This window comes from Saccharopolyspora sp. SCSIO 74807, assembly GCF_037023755.1.
Classification (GTDB): Bacteria; Actinomycetota; Actinomycetes; order Mycobacteriales; family Pseudonocardiaceae; genus Saccharopolyspora_C; species Saccharopolyspora_C galaxeae.
On record NZ_CP146100.1, the window covers coordinates 5,084,619 to 5,102,638 of the forward strand.

At 67.5% G+C, this 18,020-nt stretch carries 20 protein-coding genes; 8 read left to right on the plus strand and 12 right to left on the minus strand.

Going from position 1 to position 18,020, the window contains the following annotated elements:
* Positions 1-209 precede the first annotated feature (209 nt).
* Both V1457_RS23270 and V1457_RS23275 read left to right on the plus strand, forming a co-directional pair.
* Entirely contained in the window at positions 210-569 is a 360-nt protein-coding gene (locus V1457_RS23270) for a BlaI/MecI/CopY family transcriptional regulator (protein ID WP_338596818.1), read from the plus strand.
* Positions 566-1,540 (plus strand): M48 family metalloprotease, encoded by a 975-nt coding sequence (locus tag V1457_RS23275; protein ID WP_338596820.1) that lies wholly within the window; start codon positions 566-568, stop codon positions 1,538-1,540. The genes V1457_RS23270 and V1457_RS23275 overlap by 4 nt, the downstream gene beginning before the upstream one ends.
* 39 nt (positions 1,541-1,579) lie before the next feature.
* On the opposite strand, the gene V1457_RS23280 is transcribed toward V1457_RS23275, so the two are convergent.
* The 3 genes from V1457_RS23280 to V1457_RS23290 form a co-directional block, all read right to left on the minus strand.
* Positions 1,580-2,233 carry a DUF305 domain-containing protein gene (locus V1457_RS23280; protein WP_338596822.1) on the minus strand — a complete coding sequence of 218 codons (654 nt, stop codon included), beginning with the start codon at positions 2,231-2,233 and terminating at the stop codon, positions 1,580-1,582.
* An 8-nt stretch (positions 2,234-2,241) separates the two neighbouring features.
* The gene (locus V1457_RS23285; protein ID WP_338596823.1) at positions 2,242-3,024 is read right to left on the minus strand and encodes a DUF3105 domain-containing protein; all 783 of its coding nucleotides are present in this window, start codon (positions 3,022-3,024) and stop codon (positions 2,242-2,244) included.
* A gap of 104 nt (positions 3,025-3,128) precedes the next feature.
* Positions 3,129-4,085, minus strand: coding sequence for an NlpC/P60 family protein (locus tag V1457_RS23290; protein ID WP_338596824.1), 957 nt, complete (start codon positions 4,083-4,085; stop codon positions 3,129-3,131).
* A gap of 538 nt (positions 4,086-4,623) precedes the next feature.
* Here V1457_RS23290 and V1457_RS23295 point away from each other — a divergent pair.
* From V1457_RS23295 to V1457_RS23310, 4 genes are all read left to right on the plus strand, one after another.
* Entirely contained in the window at positions 4,624-4,863 is a 240-nt protein-coding gene (locus tag V1457_RS23295; protein WP_338596825.1) for an SHOCT domain-containing protein, read from the plus strand.
* A 272-nt stretch (positions 4,864-5,135) separates the two neighbouring features.
* Positions 5,136-5,618 (plus strand): hypothetical protein, encoded by a 483-nt coding sequence (locus tag V1457_RS23300; protein WP_338596826.1) that lies wholly within the window; start codon positions 5,136-5,138, stop codon positions 5,616-5,618.
* 241 nt (positions 5,619-5,859) lie between these two features.
* Positions 5,860-6,840: a 2,3-diaminopropionate biosynthesis protein SbnA gene (sbnA, locus tag V1457_RS23305; RefSeq protein WP_338596827.1), complete on the plus strand. Its 981-nt coding sequence runs from the start codon at positions 5,860-5,862 to the stop codon at positions 6,838-6,840.
* Positions 6,837-8,213 carry an MFS transporter gene (locus V1457_RS23310; protein ID WP_338596828.1) on the plus strand — a complete coding sequence of 459 codons (1,377 nt, stop codon included), beginning with the start codon at positions 6,837-6,839 and terminating at the stop codon, positions 8,211-8,213. The genes sbnA and V1457_RS23310 overlap by 4 nt, the downstream gene beginning before the upstream one ends.
* A 156-nt stretch (positions 8,214-8,369) precedes the next feature.
* Here the strand turns inward: V1457_RS23310 and V1457_RS23315 are convergent, their stop codons facing one another.
* The 9 genes from V1457_RS23315 to V1457_RS23355 all read right to left on the minus strand — a co-directional run bounded on the left by V1457_RS23315 (position 8,370) and on the right by V1457_RS23355 (position 17,211).
* Entirely contained in the window at positions 8,370-8,969 is a 600-nt protein-coding gene (locus V1457_RS23315) for a methyltransferase domain-containing protein (RefSeq protein ID WP_338596830.1), read from the minus strand.
* A 62-nt stretch (positions 8,970-9,031) separates the two neighbouring features.
* Entirely contained in the window at positions 9,032-10,447 is a 1,416-nt protein-coding gene (locus tag V1457_RS23320; RefSeq protein ID WP_338596831.1) for an NADH-quinone oxidoreductase subunit N, read from the minus strand.
* Between the two features lie 5 nt (positions 10,448-10,452).
* Positions 10,453-11,958 (minus strand): NADH-quinone oxidoreductase subunit M, encoded by a 1,506-nt coding sequence (locus tag V1457_RS23325; protein WP_338596833.1) that lies wholly within the window; start codon positions 11,956-11,958, stop codon positions 10,453-10,455.
* A 3-nt stretch (positions 11,959-11,961) separates the two neighbouring features.
* A complete protein-coding gene (locus tag V1457_RS23330; protein ID WP_338596834.1) occupies positions 11,962-13,827 on the minus strand; it encodes a proton-conducting transporter membrane subunit in 1,866 nt (621 codons plus the stop codon).
* A gap of 3 nt (positions 13,828-13,830) precedes the next feature.
* Entirely contained in the window at positions 13,831-14,136 is a 306-nt protein-coding gene (locus V1457_RS23335; protein ID WP_338596836.1) for an NADH-quinone oxidoreductase subunit K, read from the minus strand.
* Positions 14,133-14,690, minus strand: coding sequence for an NADH-quinone oxidoreductase subunit J (locus tag V1457_RS23340; RefSeq protein ID WP_338596838.1), 558 nt, complete (start codon positions 14,688-14,690; stop codon positions 14,133-14,135). The genes V1457_RS23335 and V1457_RS23340 overlap by 4 nt, the downstream gene beginning before the upstream one ends.
* A 13-nt stretch (positions 14,691-14,703) precedes the next feature.
* Positions 14,704-15,633, minus strand: a complete 930-nt coding sequence (locus tag V1457_RS23345; RefSeq protein WP_338596840.1) for a complex I subunit 1 family protein — start codon at positions 15,631-15,633, stop codon at positions 14,704-14,706.
* Entirely contained in the window at positions 15,626-16,870 is a 1,245-nt protein-coding gene (locus V1457_RS23350) for a hypothetical protein (RefSeq protein ID WP_338596841.1), read from the minus strand. The genes V1457_RS23345 and V1457_RS23350 overlap by 8 nt, the downstream gene beginning before the upstream one ends.
* Positions 16,861-17,211 (minus strand): NADH-quinone oxidoreductase subunit A, encoded by a 351-nt coding sequence (locus V1457_RS23355; RefSeq protein WP_407074716.1) that lies wholly within the window; start codon positions 17,209-17,211, stop codon positions 16,861-16,863. The genes V1457_RS23350 and V1457_RS23355 overlap by 10 nt, the downstream gene beginning before the upstream one ends.
* A gap of 182 nt (positions 17,212-17,393) precedes the next feature.
* Between V1457_RS23355 and V1457_RS23360 the strand changes: the two genes are divergently transcribed.
* Both V1457_RS23360 and V1457_RS23365 read left to right on the plus strand, forming a co-directional pair.
* Positions 17,394-17,675 (plus strand): metal-sensitive transcriptional regulator, encoded by a 282-nt coding sequence (locus tag V1457_RS23360; protein ID WP_338596844.1) that lies wholly within the window; start codon positions 17,394-17,396, stop codon positions 17,673-17,675.
* 44 nt (positions 17,676-17,719) lie between these two features.
* Entirely contained in the window at positions 17,720-17,929 is a 210-nt protein-coding gene (locus V1457_RS23365) for a heavy-metal-associated domain-containing protein (RefSeq protein ID WP_338596845.1), read from the plus strand.
* The last annotated feature ends 91 nt before the right edge of the window (positions 17,930-18,020 follow it).

Consider the following 18,020-nt stretch of genomic DNA (forward strand, 5'->3'; position numbering starts at 1 on the left):
CGCGAGCAGCGATCATCGCATTTTCGTGATTGATCGTAAATGGTCCGGATCGTCCGTAATGGGACGCCTCCGTCGGCGCCTTACCTACCGCATCGGCGATCCTCGACATCACGACGTGCACATGCGTTGCCGATGACGGCGGCGGAACGAGGGCCAGGCGCACACGCCGCTCGCCGGGTTGGGCATTATGCTCGTCACAGGGAGGTCTCATGCAAGGTCTGGGTGATCTGGAATCCGCAGTGATGGACGTGCTGTGGCAGACCGACGAGCCGATGACCGTGCGCGCTGCGTTGGACGCGCTCAGCGCCGACCGGAAGCTCGCGTACACCACGGTGATGACCGTGTTGGATAATTTGCACCGCAAGGGGTGGGTGGAGCGCGAGATGGTGGGACGCGCCTACTGCTATCGGCCCTGCATGAGCCACGAGGAAGCAGCGACGCATGCATTGCGCGAACTGCTCGGCTCGACCAGTGACCCTGACGCGGTTTTGCTGCACTTCGCGCGTTCGACGTCTGATCATGAGTCGGCCTTGCTCCGCAAGGCTCTGCGGGAGCGCCGGGACACATGACGGTCGCGCTGTCGTTGCTGCTGGGCGCCGTTCTCGTGGGCTGGCTGAGCCCGAGGTTGCTCCACGCCATGCTTGAGCGCCGTGTCGACCCGACCGCCGCTCTGGCCGGTTGGACCATGCTGGTGATCGGTTGCCTGCTGACCGGCGCCACCGGACTGGCCTTCGCCTTCCTCCCAGGCCATGGCCTCGCCCCGCAGATCGTCGACTTGCTGCATGAGTGCTGGCTCATGCTCAAGGACGGTTCCGTTCCGCAGCTTCACGAGATCATCAGCGTCGCCAGCATGGCGACCGGGATGCTGATCGCAGGTCGGCTGATCCATACCTACGCTCGCCATACGCGTCATCAACGACGCAGTCACCGCCGCCAGACCAACCTGCTGCGGGTCGCGGCACACCCCGAAGCTGGCGCGTATACGACGATGTGGCTCGACCATCCACAACCGTTCGCCTACAGCATCGGCGGAACGAACCCGGCCATCGTCGCGACTCGGGGACTCCGGGAGAGGCTGCCGGATACGGAACTCGCGTCCGTGCTCGAACACGAACGCGCACACCTCCGAGGCAGGCATCACGCGCTGGTCGGACTGGCCAAGGTCCTCGCCACAGCACTGCCCTGGATCCCACTGACCCAGTGCTCACCCCACTTTGTCAGCACCATGGTGGAAATCGCGGCCGACGAGCATGCCGCACGGCGGCATGGCCCTCGGACCGTGCTGTCCGCGTTGGCCGCGCTCAGCGAGGGCGCACCCTCACCCCCTCCACTCGCGCTCGGCGTCGCAAGCGGCCATGTGCAGCTGCGCGTGCAACGCCTCGCCCAACAGAAACGCCACCGTGGCCGAGTCACGCGCGGACTCAACACCTCGCTTGCCGCCGTGACCGCGACGGTGACCCCGCTGGCCTTCAGCGCGGCCGTGTTCCTTCTCGGCACTCTCGCGTTGTGCCCTGTGCTGATGCGCTTAGTGGACGGATGAATGAGCAGCCTTCAACCTGGCGATAGCACGCCGATCAAATCAGTTGTGCGCTGGAAGCAAGTGCCCTCCTCGGTCGACCAGCAACCGGGTCATGGTCTCGGTTTCGGCTCGCTGCGCGCGCAAGATCTGCTGGGCCAGGTTGCGTACCGGCGGTAATGTCGCCCGCTCGGCGGCCTCCGCCGCCATAGCCGCACCGCCTTGATGATGCCGGATCATCAGCTGCAGGAAGAACTTGTCGAACTCGACCCCGGACAGCGACCGCAAACGATCGAGGTCTTGGTCCGAGGCCATCCCGGGCATCGTCATGCGCTGCCCATGAGCGGCGTGCCCGCCGGAAGTGCCCATCCACCCCATGGGCGTCCCGGCGGGGATCGGAGGCTGATTCCACATGCTCAGCCAGCCCTTCATCCGTCCGACCTGTTCCAGTTGTCCCGTCTCGATGTCGAAACCGAGCTGTCGAATCAACGGATCTCGGCTGCGTTCGCGGGCCACATTGGCCATCTCGACAGCCTGTAGGTGGTGGGTGCTCATGTCCTGCGAGAATCCGATGTCCACGGCATCCGGAGAGGTCGACTCCGACATGTCCCGGGAAACCAAGAACAGTGTGGCCGCGGATGCGAGCAAGGCGACGGCTACGAGCACCGCGAACGCGAGCACCCATCGCAGCCACGCCGGCTGGTGCCGTTCGCTCATAGACATCCTCATGCTCCCTGTCGATCGCTCGAGGGCGCGTCGCCACCACCCGCGTTCGCGGCAGACGCGGGCACTGCACCCGGACCGGGCGGGCTGGGATTGAACGGTGGCGGCGCGGCCGGGTCGAAGGTGCCAGGCCCAAGTGCCTCGCACGACGCGCCGACTTCCGGATACGTGTACTGGTTGGTCCGCAGTGCACGGATGAACTGATCGATTCGCGGGTCATTCGGATCGTTGAGCTTGAGTTGATGCCCCCAGGACTGCAGCGAGATCGCGCCGTCGAGCCCCGGATACGGCGACATGGTCATGTACTGCTGACCATCGACCCGCTTGCGCAACACCGCAACACCCGCATCGTCGAGTCGATCCGGGTTGTAGGCGATCCACACCGCGCCGTGCTCGAGGGAATGAACGAGATTCTCCGTGCGCACTGCGGTCTCATATACCTGCCCGTTGCACGCTGCCCACACGCCGTCGTGCGGACCGCCAAACCCGGGACGAGCCTCGTAGGCCACGCGTTGAGCACCTTGAACATGCTGACCGGCCTCGTAGTTTTTGACCACGACGCCGGGGATAGCTCGCGAGGGATCGCGGTTCGTCTCGGACGGCGTCCACGGCGCGACGGCAGCAGCACGCTCAGTTTTGTCGCTATACAGCACGAAAACGTAGCCGAAGATGCCACCCGCGAACACCACCACGGCCGCGACGGCTACGACCGTGATCCAGGGAACACCGCTCCCGGCCAGGGTGTTCTGCGTCTTCCGGGACGACGGTCTCTGCTTTCCGGCCATGCTGCTCCGCTCAACGCCACTCTTAGTACTAAACTACTTAGTAGATACCCCGAGGGGGCACCGCCTCGGCCGACCCCGCACTCAAAGAACCAGCCGGTCCGCGATCAACCCGCGAAGCGGCGGATCGTGTTCACGTCGCCGATTTCCTTGTACGACTCGACCTTCACGTCTTGCCCCTCCGTGGGGGCATGCACGACGTTGCCGCCACCGATGTAGATCCCGTTGTGGCTGATCGGGCTGTAGAAGAAGATCACGTCGCCCGGCTTGAGCTCGCTTTCCGAAACGCTCTGACCCTCGGTTGCTTGGGTCTTCGTCGAAGCGGGCAACGACAGACCTGCCTGCTTGTACGACCACTGCACCAACCCCGAGCAGTCGAACTGGCTGGGGCCTTTCGCGCCGTAGACGTAAGGGGAACCCTGTTTGCCCAACGCCGCATTGACCGCTTGGATGGCCACACCGGAGCCCGCGAGCTGACCGACATTCGTACTGCCGCCCGACAACGACCCCTGTTCTTCGGAGCTGAGTCGGCCGTACTGCTGCTTGACGGCCGCGACCTGCTTGTCCATCGCCGACTTCTTTGCCGCGATCTCGTCCTTCAACCGGGCCGCATCGGACTCGGCCTTCGCCGCCCGATCCCGCGCCTCCTGCGCCCGACGCTCTGCACGCTCGGCCTGATCGGTCGCGTTCGCCAGCGAGCGAATCGCCTCGTTGTTGTCCTTCGCGAGCACGTCAAGCGCAGAGGAACGGTCCAAGAAATCATTCGGCGACTCGCTGACCAGCAATGCCGACAGCTTGTTCATCCGCGCACCCTTGTAGGAGGCACCCGTGAACTGATCGACCTGCTGCCGAAACGTCTCTTCGTCCTGCCGAGCCAGTCCGGCGACCTGTTCGGCCTGCGCGCTCTCGCCGGTCGCCCGGGCAAGGTCGGCTTGCCGCGCCGCGTGGTCGTCTTCGGCCTTCTTGAAGTCTTCGGTGAGCACCTCGGCCTGGTGGGACAGGTCCCGGAACTGCTTGGCCGCATCCGAGGCGGTGTCTGGCACCCGCGGGTCCGCCACAGCCATCCCGGAGGGCATCCCCACGGCTGCGGCCACGGCCGTCGCCGCTGCTACTCCACACACACCACTGCCAGGTCGACGACGCTGAAACACCCTGCCCGCCCCTCACGTTCGTAGCTCGAACGAGCGCATAGCGAGTACTATACAGGCAAGTACTATGTCACATAGTATTACCTCCAAGTCGGTTTGACCTGGGAGAACCGCCAGGGAAGCCGTAGTGGGGTTGAAGCCTTGGGTGTCGACCCCGGCAGGACGTCTGGCCTCAAGGACACTCACTGCACGCGAGAGCGGGCTCGCGGTTGTTCCCACCGGAGCGGCCACAGCAGTCCGAGGCGAGACCTGGTCGGCCGATATCTCTGTGAGAACGACGGGCATGACACCGCGGCCGTGTTTGGTGCTGTCGAGCAGGCGCAGCTTCGTGAGCACGCACTCGGAGCTGCCTGCCCCCGGCCCCTGCCCCCTCAGTCATCGGCTTCATATGCCCCTGACACGGCCCACACCTGGGTAGTCCTAACGGAGCACCGAGCGGGAGGTGATGACGATGATGAGTGACATGTACCCCGCGATGGGTCTGTGGATGGCCTTGTGGGGCCTGATTTCCGTGGCGATGCTGATCCTCATCGTGCTCGCCATTATCTGGTTGGTCCGCGCGATGACCCGCCCCAACGCTCGCACGGCCGAGCATCAGGACCACGCCGAAGAGGTTCTCCGCCGCCGCTACGCCGCAGGCGAGATCGACGAAGAGGAATACCAGCGCCGGCGCAGCACGCTCCGCGGCCAGTAGGGCGCCACCAGTACTCGCTCCCCGAGCACCAACAAGGTGTGGGGATGCTCACTTGGACGGCAGGTTTCGTCGTCAGGACGTCTGTCTGCGACCGACTGCGGCGTTGCGTTCGAGGGACACGACCGAGCGCTTAGTCCCTGCACATCCAGGAACAACAGATCAGCGCTGTTCACGGCACGCGCCACGATCGACAAAACCTGAGAAGCGCCTGTCGGGATGACGAGGAACGCCTCGGTCGATGAAAGCCAGCAGCTTTCAGTAGAGTGGCCGACATGCTGAAGGTGCTCAAGCGTGCGCGCGGCAGCCGCGTGCTTCTCGCGCTGTTCGCCCTTTCAGCTTTTCTTCTGTGCACGTTGCCGGCACACCATGCCAAAGCCGAGATGGCGGCCGCGTCCGGCAGTGCGAAGTCGGCCGTTGCTGCGACCTCGGCGACGGGCACGGACGCGGGTTCCTCGGTGCCAGGAACACCACCGGGTGCGGACGCCGTCGGCGCTCAGTCGCACGGCGGGCACGGCCACGACTCGGACTCCGCCCCCCACTGTCACGTCGTGAACTCGCACGTCATGGACGTCGTGAACCGCTTCGTGCCGTCCTCTCCAGGCGACGTCCTCGGACTTGTCGCAGTGCTGCTGGTCGCGTGCCTGGGCGGCTTGCGTTTGGGGACGCAGGTCCGTGCTCAATGGTGGGCGACGCGACCGTCACGGCCGCTCGCCGGGGTTCCGCTACTGATCTCACTCGGAATTTCGCGAACCTGATTCGGGTATACGCGCGCACTGATGCCTCACTGAACATCAGGTGAACATTTCCTGAGAGGCATTACTGTTCGTTCTCATTTTCCTCTGACTTCGCCGCGGAACGCGTCGGCGTGTTCTCGCGCACCCTTTTCCGTCAGGGGTCTCTTGTCGTTCACCGGCCCGCCGTGGGTGGCGGCCGGTCTCATACCCGCGCACACGGCTGTGCCCACTCACGCTGCGGTGGGCTGCCAGGAGGTTCGCAATGACGTACGACTCTGTTCTGGATTGTGTCGGCTCGACGCCGCTGGTGCGGTTGCGGCGCTGCTTCCCCTACCCCGAGATCGAGGTCCTGGCCAAGCTGGAGATGCTCAACCCGTGCGGGAGCATGAAGGACCGCCCCGCGCGCTACATCGTGGAGCAGGGCATTCGCGAGGGATCCCTGTACCCGGGGATGCGCCTGGTCGAAAGCACCTCGGGAAACCTCGGTGTGGCCTTGGCGGCCGCCGCCCGGATGCACGGGTTGTCGTTCACCGCGGTGGTCGATCCCAACACCTCGCCGACGAACCTGCGGCTGCTGGAACTGTTCGGCGCCGATGTGGACATGGTCACCGAGCCGGACGAGGCGGGTGGCTACTTGCACACGCGAGTGCGGCGCGCGCAGTCCTACGCCGAGGCCGATCCTGGGGTGGTCTGGATCAACCAGTACGCGAACCAGCGCAACTGGCGGGCCTACTACGACACGCTCGGCGCGGAGATCTTGCAGCAGGCCGGCGGGCCGATCGACTACCTGGTCGCCCCGGTGTCCACGACAGGCTCGTTGCAGGGCACGGCACGACGACTGCGTGAGGAGAATCCGAATCTGAAGGTGGTGGCCGTCGACGCAGTGGGGTCGGTGATCTTCGGCGGGCCGCCCGCGAAGCGCCGCATCCCGGGCTTCGGTGCCAGCCGCGTCCCGGAGATCTTCAGCCCGCACGAGATCGACGAAGTCGTCCACGTCGCCGATCCCGGTTCCACGGCCGGCTGTCGTCGACTGGTCGAGACCGAGGGCGTGCTGGCCGGCGGTTCGTCGGGCGCCGTGATCGCCGCGCTGGACGAGCTGCTCGAGCGCATCTCCGGCCCCGCCCGAATGGTCACGTGGCTGCCCGACCGCGGGGAGCGCTACCTCGACACGGTCTTCGACGATGACTGGGCTGAGAGCTTGAAGGAACACGCGAGCCAAGACGATCTGGCGGAGGCTCCGTGAGCACCCAGCGGCGCAACCTCGTCTTGCTGTGGGCGAGCCAGTTCATCAACACCGCGGGGCTGATGATGCTGGTGCCGATCATGCCGTTCTACGTCGAAGGCATGGGCATCACCGGCACAGCCGCGATCCAGACCTGGGCCGGGGTGGCGATCGCGGCCCCGGCGCTGGCCCTGACCGTGGCGACCCCGTTGTGGGGTCGCCTCGGCGACCGGGTCGGACGGCACTGGATGGTCGTGCGCGCACTGGTCGGATTGGCCTTGTCGATGCTGGTCATGGCCGTGGCGGGCAACCCGATCATGCTGGTGCTCGGGCGATTGCTGCAAGGAAGCCTCGGCGGCGTCGTCGAAGCCGCACAAGCCTTCGCCGGCGCCGCCGGGCCCGGGAACAAGCGCGGCTCAGCGTTGGGCAAGTCCTTCAGCGCCACCGCCGCAGGCTCGCTGGCCGGTCCCATCGCCGGCGGCGTGCTCGTCGGAGCCGGGGGCCTGAGCAACCTCATGGTGGGCATCGCCGCCCTGGCGGGCCTGCTCGCCGCAGCCTGCGCTGTCGGACTCCGGGAACCACGTTCGTCCCCTGTTTCCGAGCCCGCATCGGTGCACGCCGGGGTTCAAGGAGGTCGTCGGCGTTCGGGCTTCTGGCGCGTGCCCGGCGCGGCGCCCCTGGCGGTGGCCGCGGTCGGCGCGTACTTCGGCGTCTACGGGCTGATCCCGGTGTTCGCCGAACAGGTGCAGCAGACCTTCCCCGCCGGACAAGCCGGTTTGTGGGTCGGGATCTTTCAGTCGCTGACCTGGGGAGCGACCCTGATCACCTCCTTCTGGTGGGGTCGGCACAACGACCGGGGCCAACGCCCGGTGCGGTCCCTGGCGCTCGCCTCGGGCGTCTGCGCCGTCAGCATCACCGCGCAAGCCCTCCCCTTGGGCGCGGTCGGACTGATCGTGTTGCGGCTGCTGCAGGGAGCGAGTTTCGCCGCCTTGGCCCAGTCGTTGTTCTTCCACTTCAGCCGACACGCACCGGAGGACCGCCGAAGCGGCTACGTCGGTGCGGCCAACAGCTTCCTGCTCGCCGGGCAGTCGGCCGGACCGTTGCTGGCCGGCCCCATGGCCATCCTGTTCCCGAGCCCGATCTCGATCGCGCTGATGGGTGCCGCCTGCGGCGTGGCGTTCGTGTGCTGTCTGGGGGCCACCCGGGCCGAAAATGAGCACGCCGAGCCGACCAGGGGATCGGCCTGTGACAGCGGACAACCGCCCGTGCTGCGAAAGATGAGCGGCACGCTCGACCTCCCGGCCGAACAGACATCGCCGCTTCCACCGATCACCGGCACTGTCACGACGACGAGCGACCGCCGTCGTGACGGAGTGAGCCAACTCCGCTCGTAGCGGAGCACGCGCGGTACCGGGTAGGGCTCCGCCCATGCCCGGTACCGATCGCCTGCCGAAACCATCGACACCCGGAAATCGCACGATCAGCACGACCGTGCGCGTCGGAACACCGGTTGGCGCGCGTACCCCTACGGGGTATTGGGAAGGCTATGCTCAGTTGGGGAGGCTCGCCAGCAGTTCCACCGCTGAGCTGGTGAAGCGGCGGGGCCTGCTGGTCACCGTGATGTCGGTGAAGCCAGCGTGCCTGGCATCGTCTCGGAGCTGGTCGGGTGAGATGTCGAGAACGTGGCGGTGCACGGTGGCCACGAGGCGGCCTCCCCGACGGAGCACTCGGGCCAGTTCGTTGAACCCCGCCTCGCGGTCCCAAAGCATGATGTTGTTGACCGAGATCGCGACGTCGATGCTGGCACCGCTGCACCCGGTGTTCTCCGCTCGGCCGGGGCGTACCTCGACCACGCCGCGCGCGATCTGGTCGGCACAGCGCGCTGCGGCCATGCGCCGCATCGGCTCGGACGGATCGACACCGACGACGTGACCACCCGGGTCGACGGCCGCCGCGGCCAGAGCGAGCCCGAGGCCGGGGCCGTGCCCGAGCACCAACACGTGCTCGCCAGGGCGCAATACTGCCTGTTCGACGGCGCGGTGTTCCTGCTCGGCGTTGCCTCGCAGCATCATCGCGCCGCCGACCCGCCCCAAGACGCCGCGGGGATGGCCGAAGGCAGGATCGAGCCACCGCATCAACAACCTCGCCATGGGCACAGCTCACCACCGCTGGTCAGACCTGCGCATCCGGGAGAATCCCCGATTCCGGCCAGCTACGGGACGAGCGGGCCCGCGGTCAGCGGGAGCACCGCTCCCCCAGCCATACCGAGCAGGAGCGAGGCTGCTGCGGCCAGGTAGGCGGTTGCGGCCGCCCACCGTCCCTTCAGGACCATGACCTTGGTGCTCTCGGATGCCGGCGAGAACACCGGCAGGATCCAACGCAGGTAGTAGAACAGGCTGGCTACGGTGTTGAGCACCGCCAGCACGGCCAGCCAGACGAAGTCACCATCGATGGCGGCGGTGAACACCTCCAGCTTGCCGAGGAATACCGATGTCGGTGGCGTGCCGACCAAACCCAGCAGGCACACGACGAGGCCGCCCGCGAGCATCGGGTGCGCGCGACCAAGTCCGCGGTAGTCCTCGAGCCGGGTCGTGCGAGGTACTGCGGCGACTACGGCGAATGCCCCGAGGTTGGTGACGGCGTAGGCGCCGAGATAGAACAGCGTTCCGGGCAGTGCGAGGGCACTTTTCCCCGCTACGGCGATGGCCATGAGGATGTACCCGACTTGGCTGATCGTGGAGTAGGCCAGCAGGCGCCGTACATTGTCCTGGAAGAACGCGGCGAGATTGCCCAGCGTCATCGACGCAGCCGCCAGGATGGCCACCAGCAGCGGCCAATTGAGACTCACCGCGGGTATGCTGTCGACGAGAAGTCGGTAGGCGGCGATGAGCCCGCCGATTTTGGGCACGGTGGTCACGAACGCGGCGACCGATGTGGCGGCGCCTTCGGTCACGTCGGGGACCCAGAAGTGCGCGGGCACCGCGCCGATCTTGAACAGTAGCCCGCCCAGCACCGCCACCAACGCGATCCCGACCACCGGTGGTGGCGCCGTCGGCAGGTTCCGGGCGAGTGCGGCGTAATTGGTGGCGCCGCCGCTGCCGTAGAGGATCGTGGTACCGCCGAGCAGGGCGATCCCGAGGAAGGCGCCCATGAGGTAGTACTTCAGCGATGCCTCGGTTCCCGATGCGTCCTTGGCGAAACCGGCCAGCGCATACAGCGGAATCGAGGCCAGCAGGTAGGCGGCCACGAGCAGCAGCACGTCCGATGCGCCGGCGAGCATGATCGTGCCCAGGGCCCCGAGTTGCATCAGCACGTGAAATTCGGTCTCCCGAGGGTGGGCGCCGATCTCCTCGCTCGACAGGCAGATCACGAGCAGGACCGCGACCAGCACGATGAGCCGTCCGGCGTTCGTGGCGGTGTCGATGGCGTAGCTGTCGCCGAAGACCTTCTGCGGCTCGCCGGCCATCGCGGCACCCGTGGCCACGATCCCCGCCAGGCAGGCACAGGCCGTGACCACGCGCACCCACCACTGCCTGCGGCGCGGCAGCCAGGACCCCAGCAGCAGGCCCAGCACGGCTCCGGCGACCAGGGTCAGTTCGGGTATCAGGGCGGCAGGGTTCTCGTTCATGCCCGTCATCGGCCCACGAGCCCGATCAGCGTCGCCGAGGCCGGTTCGATCACCTCGAGCAGGAATCTCGGCACCACACCGATCACGACCGCAAGGGCGAGCAACGGCAGCACCGAGACGACCTCGCTGCGGTGCAAGTCCGCGAAGTCACGTCCGGCGCCGGGCGCGTCCGGAAGCCGCAGCGTTCCGAGGAAGACCCGATGCAGGACTCGCAGGAACAGCCCGGCGGTGATCAGAATGCCCAGCACGGCCAGCGCAGTGCCGATCGTGGCAGAGGCCAAGCTGCCGGTGAAGATCTGAAACTCAGCGATGAACCCGGAAAAGCCGGGCAACCCGAGCGAGGCGAACGCGGCGACCCCGGTCGCGGCGGCGAACAGCGGTGCCGGACCAGCCACTCCCGAGTACGCGCCCATGTCATAGGTGCCGCGGCGGTCGTAGAACACTCCGGCCAGCAGGAACAGCGCGGCGGTGATCAACCCGTGGCTGACCATCTGGGTCACCGCACCGGTCACGGCCAGCGAACGAGCCTGCGCGTCGCTTCCGGCCCACAGCCCTGTGGCACCGACCGCGAGTACGACGTATCCCATGTGGTTGACCGAGGTGTAGGCGACCATGCGCTTGAAATCCTGTTGCGCCAGCGCGACCAGGGCACCGTAGAGCACCGAGACCACCCCGATCACCACCACGGCACCGGCGTACTGGCGCCAAGTCTCGGGCAGCAGCGGCATGGCGATGCGCACGAAGCCGTAAGTGCCCATCTTCAGCAGAACTCCCGCCAGGATCGCTGAGCCTGCGGCGGGAGCGTCGGTATGGGCGGGCGGCAGCCAGGTGTGAAACGGCACGGTCGGTGTCTTGACCGCGAGCCCGATGCCGATGGCCAGCAGCACCAAGGCCGCGTAGGCCCCGCGGCCCGCCAACGGATTTGCCGTGGCGAGCGCGATGATGTCGAACGTGTGCGGCTCGGCGGCGAGGTAGAGACCGATGAATCCCAGCAACAGCGCCAACGATCCGACGAAGGTGTACAGGAAGAACGTCAGCGCCGAGCGTTTCGCCTGCCCGTGTCCCCACCCCGCGATGACGAAGTACATGCCCACAATGGACAGATCGAAGTAGACGAAGAACAGGATCAGGTCCAGTGCCGTGAACAGTCCCAGGCTCACCGTCTGGAGGAACAGGAACAGCAGCACGAAGCTCTTGACCCGATGAGTTTGACGCAGCGAATACACCGCACACGCCAAAAACAGCAATGCTGTCATCGCCACCAGCGGTAGCGACAGGCCGTCGACACCGACGTGGTAGGCGACCCCGGCGCTGGGGATCCAGCGCACGTTCTGTTCGTAGCTCATGCCACCGCCGGTGTCGGAGGCGATCCAGGCGAGCACGACCAGCACCGCGTCGATCGCCGTGATACCGATCCAGCCGACCAGGAACGGGCGGCGCCCGGCGGATTCCGGGACCGCAGCCAGCACCACGGCGGCTACCAGCGGCAGGAAGACGATCAGTGTGAGCACGGGTCACCTCACCAGCACAATGATCAGGGCGAGCACCGCCACCGCGACGGCGGTCTGGGCGTAGTACTGGTGCAGTTGTCCGGTCTGTGGTCGACGGGCGAGCGCCCCGAGCCTCCTGGCCGAGTGGGCCACGGCCTGCACCGCACCGTCGATCGGATGCTCTGCGCGACGGGCAGCAAACCGGGCCAGGTCCAAAGCCGCCGCCGGGACGGCCCGCACGGCCCGGTCCAACACCCGGTCGTCGAAGACCGCCAAACCACGTGCTAGCGCCATCGTCGGCCGCACGACCAGCAGCCGCGCAGCACGCTCGATCCACAGCCATTCGGCCAGCCCTTGGTGCACAACAGCGGGTGTCGCCGTGCGGCGGTTTCCCCACCACCACGTCGCGCTCGCGGCGGCCACGGCCACCACCACCGACAGGCCGAGTTCCCAGGCGGCCGGGACCGGGGTCCACGGTTGGCCGAGCAACGCTACGACGGCGTGGATCCCCGGGGGAACGCCGAAAAGGCCCAGCACGGCGGCGAAAGCCGAAAGGGCGATCAGAACCGGCGGGGTGACGGCGGGAATTTCGCGCGTGCCGATCTGCTCGGTGTCCCAGTCGGTCGTTCCGGATTCCGGCCGCCAGACGAACCACGCGGCTTTGGCGCTGTAGACGGCCGCGACCACCGCCGCTGCCAGCCCGATCGCGTACAGCCCCGGACTGCGGTGCAGCACGGCGGCGAGCACGGCGTCCTTCGACACCCACAGCGACAGCGGCGGCAGACCGGCCAGGGACGCGGTGGCGATGGTGAACGTGGCCCCGACCAACGGATACCGCCGCGCCGCGCCGCGCAGCGCGGGCAGTGCTTTGGTGCCCAACGCGGTCAGCCACGCCCCAGCGGCGAGGAACAGGGCCGACTTGGTCGCCGCATGCGCCACGAGCTGCAGCACTCCGCCGGTGATCCCATCCGCACCCGCGGCCAGCACCATGAAACCGATCTGGGCCGAAGTCGATGCCGCGAGCAGCTGCTTGAGGTCGGTCTGCGCGACCGCCACGAGGCCCAGCAGCAGCGCGGTCACCGCGCCGGCCCAGGCCACCAACGACTCGCCCCAACCGGACGCGGCGAGCAACGGGTGCACCCGCAGCAGCAAGTACGCTCCGGCGGCGACCATGGTCGCCGAGTGCAGCAGCGCCGAAACCGGACTCGGGCCCTCCATCGCCCGGGACAGCCAGAAGTGGAACGGCACCTGCGCTGACTTGCCCAACGCCGCGAGCACCACTCCCGCCGTGACGACGTCCCGCCATCCTGGTCCTGCGTCCGGGAGCGCGGATAGGGCCAGCGAGCCGATTCCTCCGGCGAGGGCCGCGCCGGAGGCGAGGTAGAGGCCGAGATCGGCCGCCCGGGTCGTGAGGAAGGCGACGTTGGCGGCTCGCATTCTGCGGGTGTCGCGCCACCAGAATCCGATCAGAGCCCAGCTCGTCGCCCCCATGAGCTCCCAGCCCATGAGCAGCACCGCCATCCCGGTCGCGGTGACGGTGACCAGCATGGCCCCGGAGAACACCAGCATCAGCCCGGTGAACCGTCCGCGCGCCGCGGCGAGTTCGGGCTCCCCCGCAGCGAAGACCAGCACGGCCACGGTGACGGCGGCGACGGTGACGACCAGGATCGCCGAGAGCCCGTCGACCGCCAAGCCCGCGTCGATCCCGGCGAACAACGGCACGCTCACTGCCGGTCGGCCGACCGCGACGGCGACCGCGAGCGCCGAGGTGATTCCCGCGGCCGCCGTGCCCGCGGCAACGGCGAAACGATCAGCGCGTCGACCAGCGCACGCCAGCACAACCCCGGTTCCGAGCGGGACCGCGATCAGCAGCCACACGAGCGTGCCCATCGCCTACTCCTTGAGATCGGCGGCCATATCGGTCATGTCGACGTCCCGTGCGCGGAAGATCGCGGTGACCACCGCGAACCCGGCCGCCATCTCCACCGCCATCGCCGCGATGATCACGATGACCAGCACTTGGCCGGCCGTCGCGGCCGGTGCGAGGAAGTACCAGAAGGCCGCCGCGGCCACGATGAGGCCGTTGAGCATTAGCTCCAGGCCCATCATCAACATCACGATCGACTGCTGCGACAGAGTGCCGAACAACCCGATCGCGAACAGCCCAGCGGCCAACAGCAGGAACCACTCCAGGCTCAACGTCCGGCACCTCCCGGAATCGGGTCGTGCGCCGGATCCCGCAGGTCATCGCCGAATCGGTCGTACCGGCCGCGGTGGGTGGCCAGCACGACCGTGGCCACGATCGTCGCGAACAGCACGAGACCGAGCGTCATCATGGTCAGCATGTGCGGGCCCATCAGTGCCTGTCCCAGCGCGAACGTGGGATCACGGGGAGGCTCCCCGGTGCGCTGCGGCCAGTCGACAAGCACGATCCCGGCGGCCAGCACCGCGAATGTCCCCACCGACAGGGTCATCGCGCCGGTCTTGTTGTGATACATCGCCATCGGCATCAACCCGGCGGGGTTCATCATGTACATGATCATGAACACGGCCATGATGACCATTTCCATGACCATCATCAGCACGATCACCACACCGAGGTAGTCCAACCCGAGCAGGACCACTTCGGCGGCCACGCACAGAAACGACGCCAACAGCGCGAAGGTCACCCGCGCCATCGAGTCCAACCGGAACACCAGGAAGCCCCTGACCACCGCGAAAACCGCGAAGATCCAGAACAGCACTGTGCTCACCCGCATCCCCTCCTCATCGCGCCAGCACCACCACGGCCACCACCAGGGCTTGCAGGATGGTCAGCGGGATCAGCACGATCCAGGCGAACTCGGCGAACCGGTCCATCCGCACCGCCGGGAACCGGCGCCCGAGCCATATCACCGCCGCCAGCACGGCGGCCGTCTTCACGAACGTCCACGCCCACGCGGGAAGGACCGGGCCGCTGCCGCCACCGAGGAACAACGGGACCGACATCGCCACGGCGACCACCAGCAGCATCCACCGTCCGCCCACGAACACGAGCCGGTCCACACCGGACAGTTCCGCGGCAGCACCGCCGGCGAGGTCAGTCCCCAGCGGTGCCTCGAAAGGACCCCAGAACGCCATGGCCGCGGCGCTGAGCAGATACACCACGAACGCCACCGGCATCCACACCACGAACCACAGGCCGGACTGCGCCTCGACGATGCCGCCCACCCGCAACGTTTCCGCCGCGGTGGCAGCCGTGATCAACGCGAACATGTGCGGCAGCTCGTAGGCCAATCCCTGGGCGACGAACCGATACCCACCGATCAACGAGAACACGGAGTTCGGGCCCCAACCGGCCATCCACACCGCTGCCCACGCGAGGATCTCCATCCCGTTGAACCACACCACGCCCACGGGCAGATCGGCCACGGCCACGTGTCCCCACGGCAGCACCACCGCCGCCGACACCGCGGCAACCGGCACCGTGACCAGACCTACCCGCCACAGCACGAGATCCGCAGCCGTGGTCGTACGCCGCTGACCGATCACCAACCGCACCACCGAGCGCAACGGCCGCACCATCGAACCCGCGACCGACACAGAACGCCCCGCGGCGCGTGCGTGCAGCGCTGCGTCGATGGCGACCGCGGCATAGGCCGCCGCCGCCATCGCGAAGGGAAGAACCACGACCGACCACACCGGCGCCTCACCCATCCAGGAATCCCGCCGCGAGCTCCTCGGAGGTGAGCTCTGCCAGGTCAGGGTCGAAGCTGGCCACGATCAGCCGCGCCGTGGCGAACTCGGTTCCCTCCAACAAATCGGGCAGAACAGCCAGCAGCGGTGCTGAGCCGCCCTGTCCGCGCGGCGGCTCCACGTCGTCGGTCAACCTGCCGACGTCATCGACGTGCGGGAGCAATTCGTCGAGTTCGTCAAGCCAGATCGCCCAACGGGCGCTGACATCACCGCTCGCCCGGCTAGCCCGCAGCGCCGGGCCCGTCACTCCGGCTTGTGCAGCTTCCTCCGAAGAGAGCACGCCGAGGCCATCGGTGAGCCACCGCAACGTCCGCGAGCGACGCAACCGTCCGGCCAGCTTGAACCACGCCGAGGCCACCTGCGCAGCAGGGGCACTTGCCAGCACCGCATCGCGCACGCGGCGAGCACGACAGGCCGCGTCCGGCCATCCAACCACCGTCAACACGCGGGCAAGGCTGTCCAGATGTGCGCCCGCCCGTCGTCGAGTCGCCTCTCCGATCGTCACCGCGTGGCCGGTGTCGGCGCGGTGCCAGGGCGCGGTCCAGAAGGCATCCGCCGGACCCGCCCGTCGATGCCCGGCGACGCGCACGTCCTGGAGCACATCGCCCTGCACCGTCGTGCGCAGCACCAGACCGGCGGGCCAGGCGGGCAGTACCGGGCCGAGCGGTACGTGCAACTGATCGAGCGTGAGCCCGTCACGGTCGTCACCGCGTTCGGCCATCGCCAAGCCACCGGGCAAATCCTCGCCCGAACCATGCCCGTGTTGATGGTCCGAGCCGGGATCGTGGTGGGCGCCTGCATCACCGCCGTGTCCGGCACTGGGATCGTGTTGGTGGTCGCTGCCACCGCGGCTGGGCCGAGAGTGCGAGTCGTGCTGCGCGGCTGGTTCCGCAGCGGCGAGCGCGCTCTTGCCCTCGTCGAGTGCGCCGACGGCGTCGTCGGCGCCCGGCACATGAACACGAGCCCGTGGACCCGGGACCTGGCCCCAGGCCTGATCGAAGAACTCCGCCAGCCCAGGATCTTCGGGGCCGGTCACGACCAGCAGGTCCGCATCCGCAGGACTCGCCGCCTCCGGCCAGCCGCGCACCCGCAACACGTTCTCAACGGCCAGCCGCGCCGCCGTACCGGCGGGGGACTGCGCGACCAACACATGCGGAACGTCGGCGGCGAAGCGCCGCAAAGCGGCGTTCAAGCCCATCGCAGTGCCCCTTCGCGCCAGGCATAGACCACCCCGGCGAGCAGGATCCCCAAAAACAGGAACATTTCGATGACCGCGCTGGCGCCGACCGACGAGACCACGAGCGCCCACGGGTACATGAACAGCATCTCCATCTCGAAGGCCAGATAGACCATCGTCAGCGCGTACCACCGCGCGTGAAAGCGGGAAAACGCGTGCTCGGAAGGCTCATGACCGGACAGGAACGGCTTGACCGGCCGCTCCGACGGTGCGCCCGAGGCCAGCGCCGCCAGCCCATACACCCCGGCGACCAAGACGACCGTCACCACTAGCACGAGCAGGGCCGCCCCGAATCCGCTCACATCCACCTCCTGCCGTGGCCGGGCCGAAGATCACCGCCGCAGGCACCCAGTCTGATCCCATCCCCGCACCCACGCCCGTTCGCGCACGGCCACCCCTGTCCACGTCTCGTCGACAGCTGGTTTGCGTACCACTACCCCCTAGGGGTATATCTCTAGGTAGCTCCAACAGAGAGGACGGCGAGATGAACGGTTACGCCCAGGACAAGAGCCAGTACGCCGCACGGTTGCGCCGGATCGAGGGACAGGTCCGCGGCCTGGCGAACGCGATTGAGAACGACCAGTACTGCATCGACGTGCTCACCCAGGTCAGTGCGACCACTAAGGCGCTGCAGTCGGTTGCGCTGGGCCTGATGGACGACCACCTCAAGCACTGCGTCGCCGAAGCGGCCGCCGAGGGCGGCGAGGTCGCCGACGAGAAGGTGCGCGAAGCCAGCGACGCGATCGCACGGCTCGTTCGCTCCTGACTGGCACGCGCGATTCAACGAAACCACAGGGAAGGGACACAGCAATGACCGAGGCGACCTACACCGTGGCCGGGATGACCTGCGAGCACTGCGCCCGCTCGGTCACCGAAGAGATCTCCGAGATCACCGGCGTGCAGGACGTGGCCGTGGACCTGGGCTCCGGAGCAGTGACCGTCACCAGCGCCGAGACGCTACCGACGGACGCGGTGCGCGCGGCCGTGTCCGAAGCCGGCTACGAACTGACCTCCGACTAACCCCAGCACACCGCGGTCCCAGCCCTTGTTCTGGGGTTGGTTGACGCGGTGGAGCACCGACCGACGCCAGGCGGCGTCACCGAGCACAGGA

What these genes read in the sequence shown, in the direction of transcription:
- V1457_RS23270 (WP_338596818.1), top strand. Translation starts at nt 210, where the DNA reads ATGCAAGGTCTGGGTGATCTGGAATCCGCAGTGATGGACGTGCTGTGG.
- V1457_RS23275 (WP_338596820.1), top strand. Translation starts at nt 566, where the DNA reads ATGACGGTCGCGCTGTCGTTGCTGCTGGGCGCCGTTCTCGTGGGCTGG.
- V1457_RS23280 (WP_338596822.1), bottom strand. Translation starts at nt 2,233, where the DNA reads ATGAGCGAACGGCACCAGCCGGCGTGGCTGCGATGGGTGCTCGCGTTC.
- V1457_RS23285 (WP_338596823.1), bottom strand. Translation starts at nt 3,024, where the DNA reads ATGGCCGGAAAGCAGAGACCGTCGTCCCGGAAGACGCAGAACACCCTG.
- V1457_RS23290 (WP_338596824.1), bottom strand. Translation starts at nt 4,085, where the DNA reads ATGGCTGTGGCGGACCCGCGGGTGCCAGACACCGCCTCGGATGCGGCC.
- V1457_RS23295 (WP_338596825.1), top strand. Translation starts at nt 4,624, where the DNA reads ATGAGTGACATGTACCCCGCGATGGGTCTGTGGATGGCCTTGTGGGGC.
- V1457_RS23300 (WP_338596826.1), top strand. Translation starts at nt 5,136, where the DNA reads ATGCTGAAGGTGCTCAAGCGTGCGCGCGGCAGCCGCGTGCTTCTCGCG.
- sbnA (WP_338596827.1), top strand. Translation starts at nt 5,860, where the DNA reads ATGACGTACGACTCTGTTCTGGATTGTGTCGGCTCGACGCCGCTGGTG.
- V1457_RS23315 (WP_338596830.1), bottom strand. Translation starts at nt 8,969, where the DNA reads ATGGCGAGGTTGTTGATGCGGTGGCTCGATCCTGCCTTCGGCCATCCC.
- V1457_RS23320 (WP_338596831.1), bottom strand. Translation starts at nt 10,447, where the DNA reads ATGAACGAGAACCCTGCCGCCCTGATACCCGAACTGACCCTGGTCGCC.
- V1457_RS23330 (WP_338596834.1), bottom strand. Translation starts at nt 13,827, where the DNA reads ATGGGCACGCTCGTGTGGCTGCTGATCGCGGTCCCGCTCGGAACCGGG.
- V1457_RS23345 (WP_338596840.1), bottom strand. Translation starts at nt 15,633, where the DNA reads ATGGGTGAGGCGCCGGTGTGGTCGGTCGTGGTTCTTCCCTTCGCGATG.
- V1457_RS23350 (WP_338596841.1), bottom strand. Translation starts at nt 16,870, where the DNA reads ATGGGCTTGAACGCCGCTTTGCGGCGCTTCGCCGCCGACGTTCCGCAT.
- V1457_RS23360 (WP_338596844.1), top strand. Translation starts at nt 17,394, where the DNA reads ATGAACGGTTACGCCCAGGACAAGAGCCAGTACGCCGCACGGTTGCGC.
- V1457_RS23365 (WP_338596845.1), top strand. Translation starts at nt 17,720, where the DNA reads ATGACCGAGGCGACCTACACCGTGGCCGGGATGACCTGCGAGCACTGC.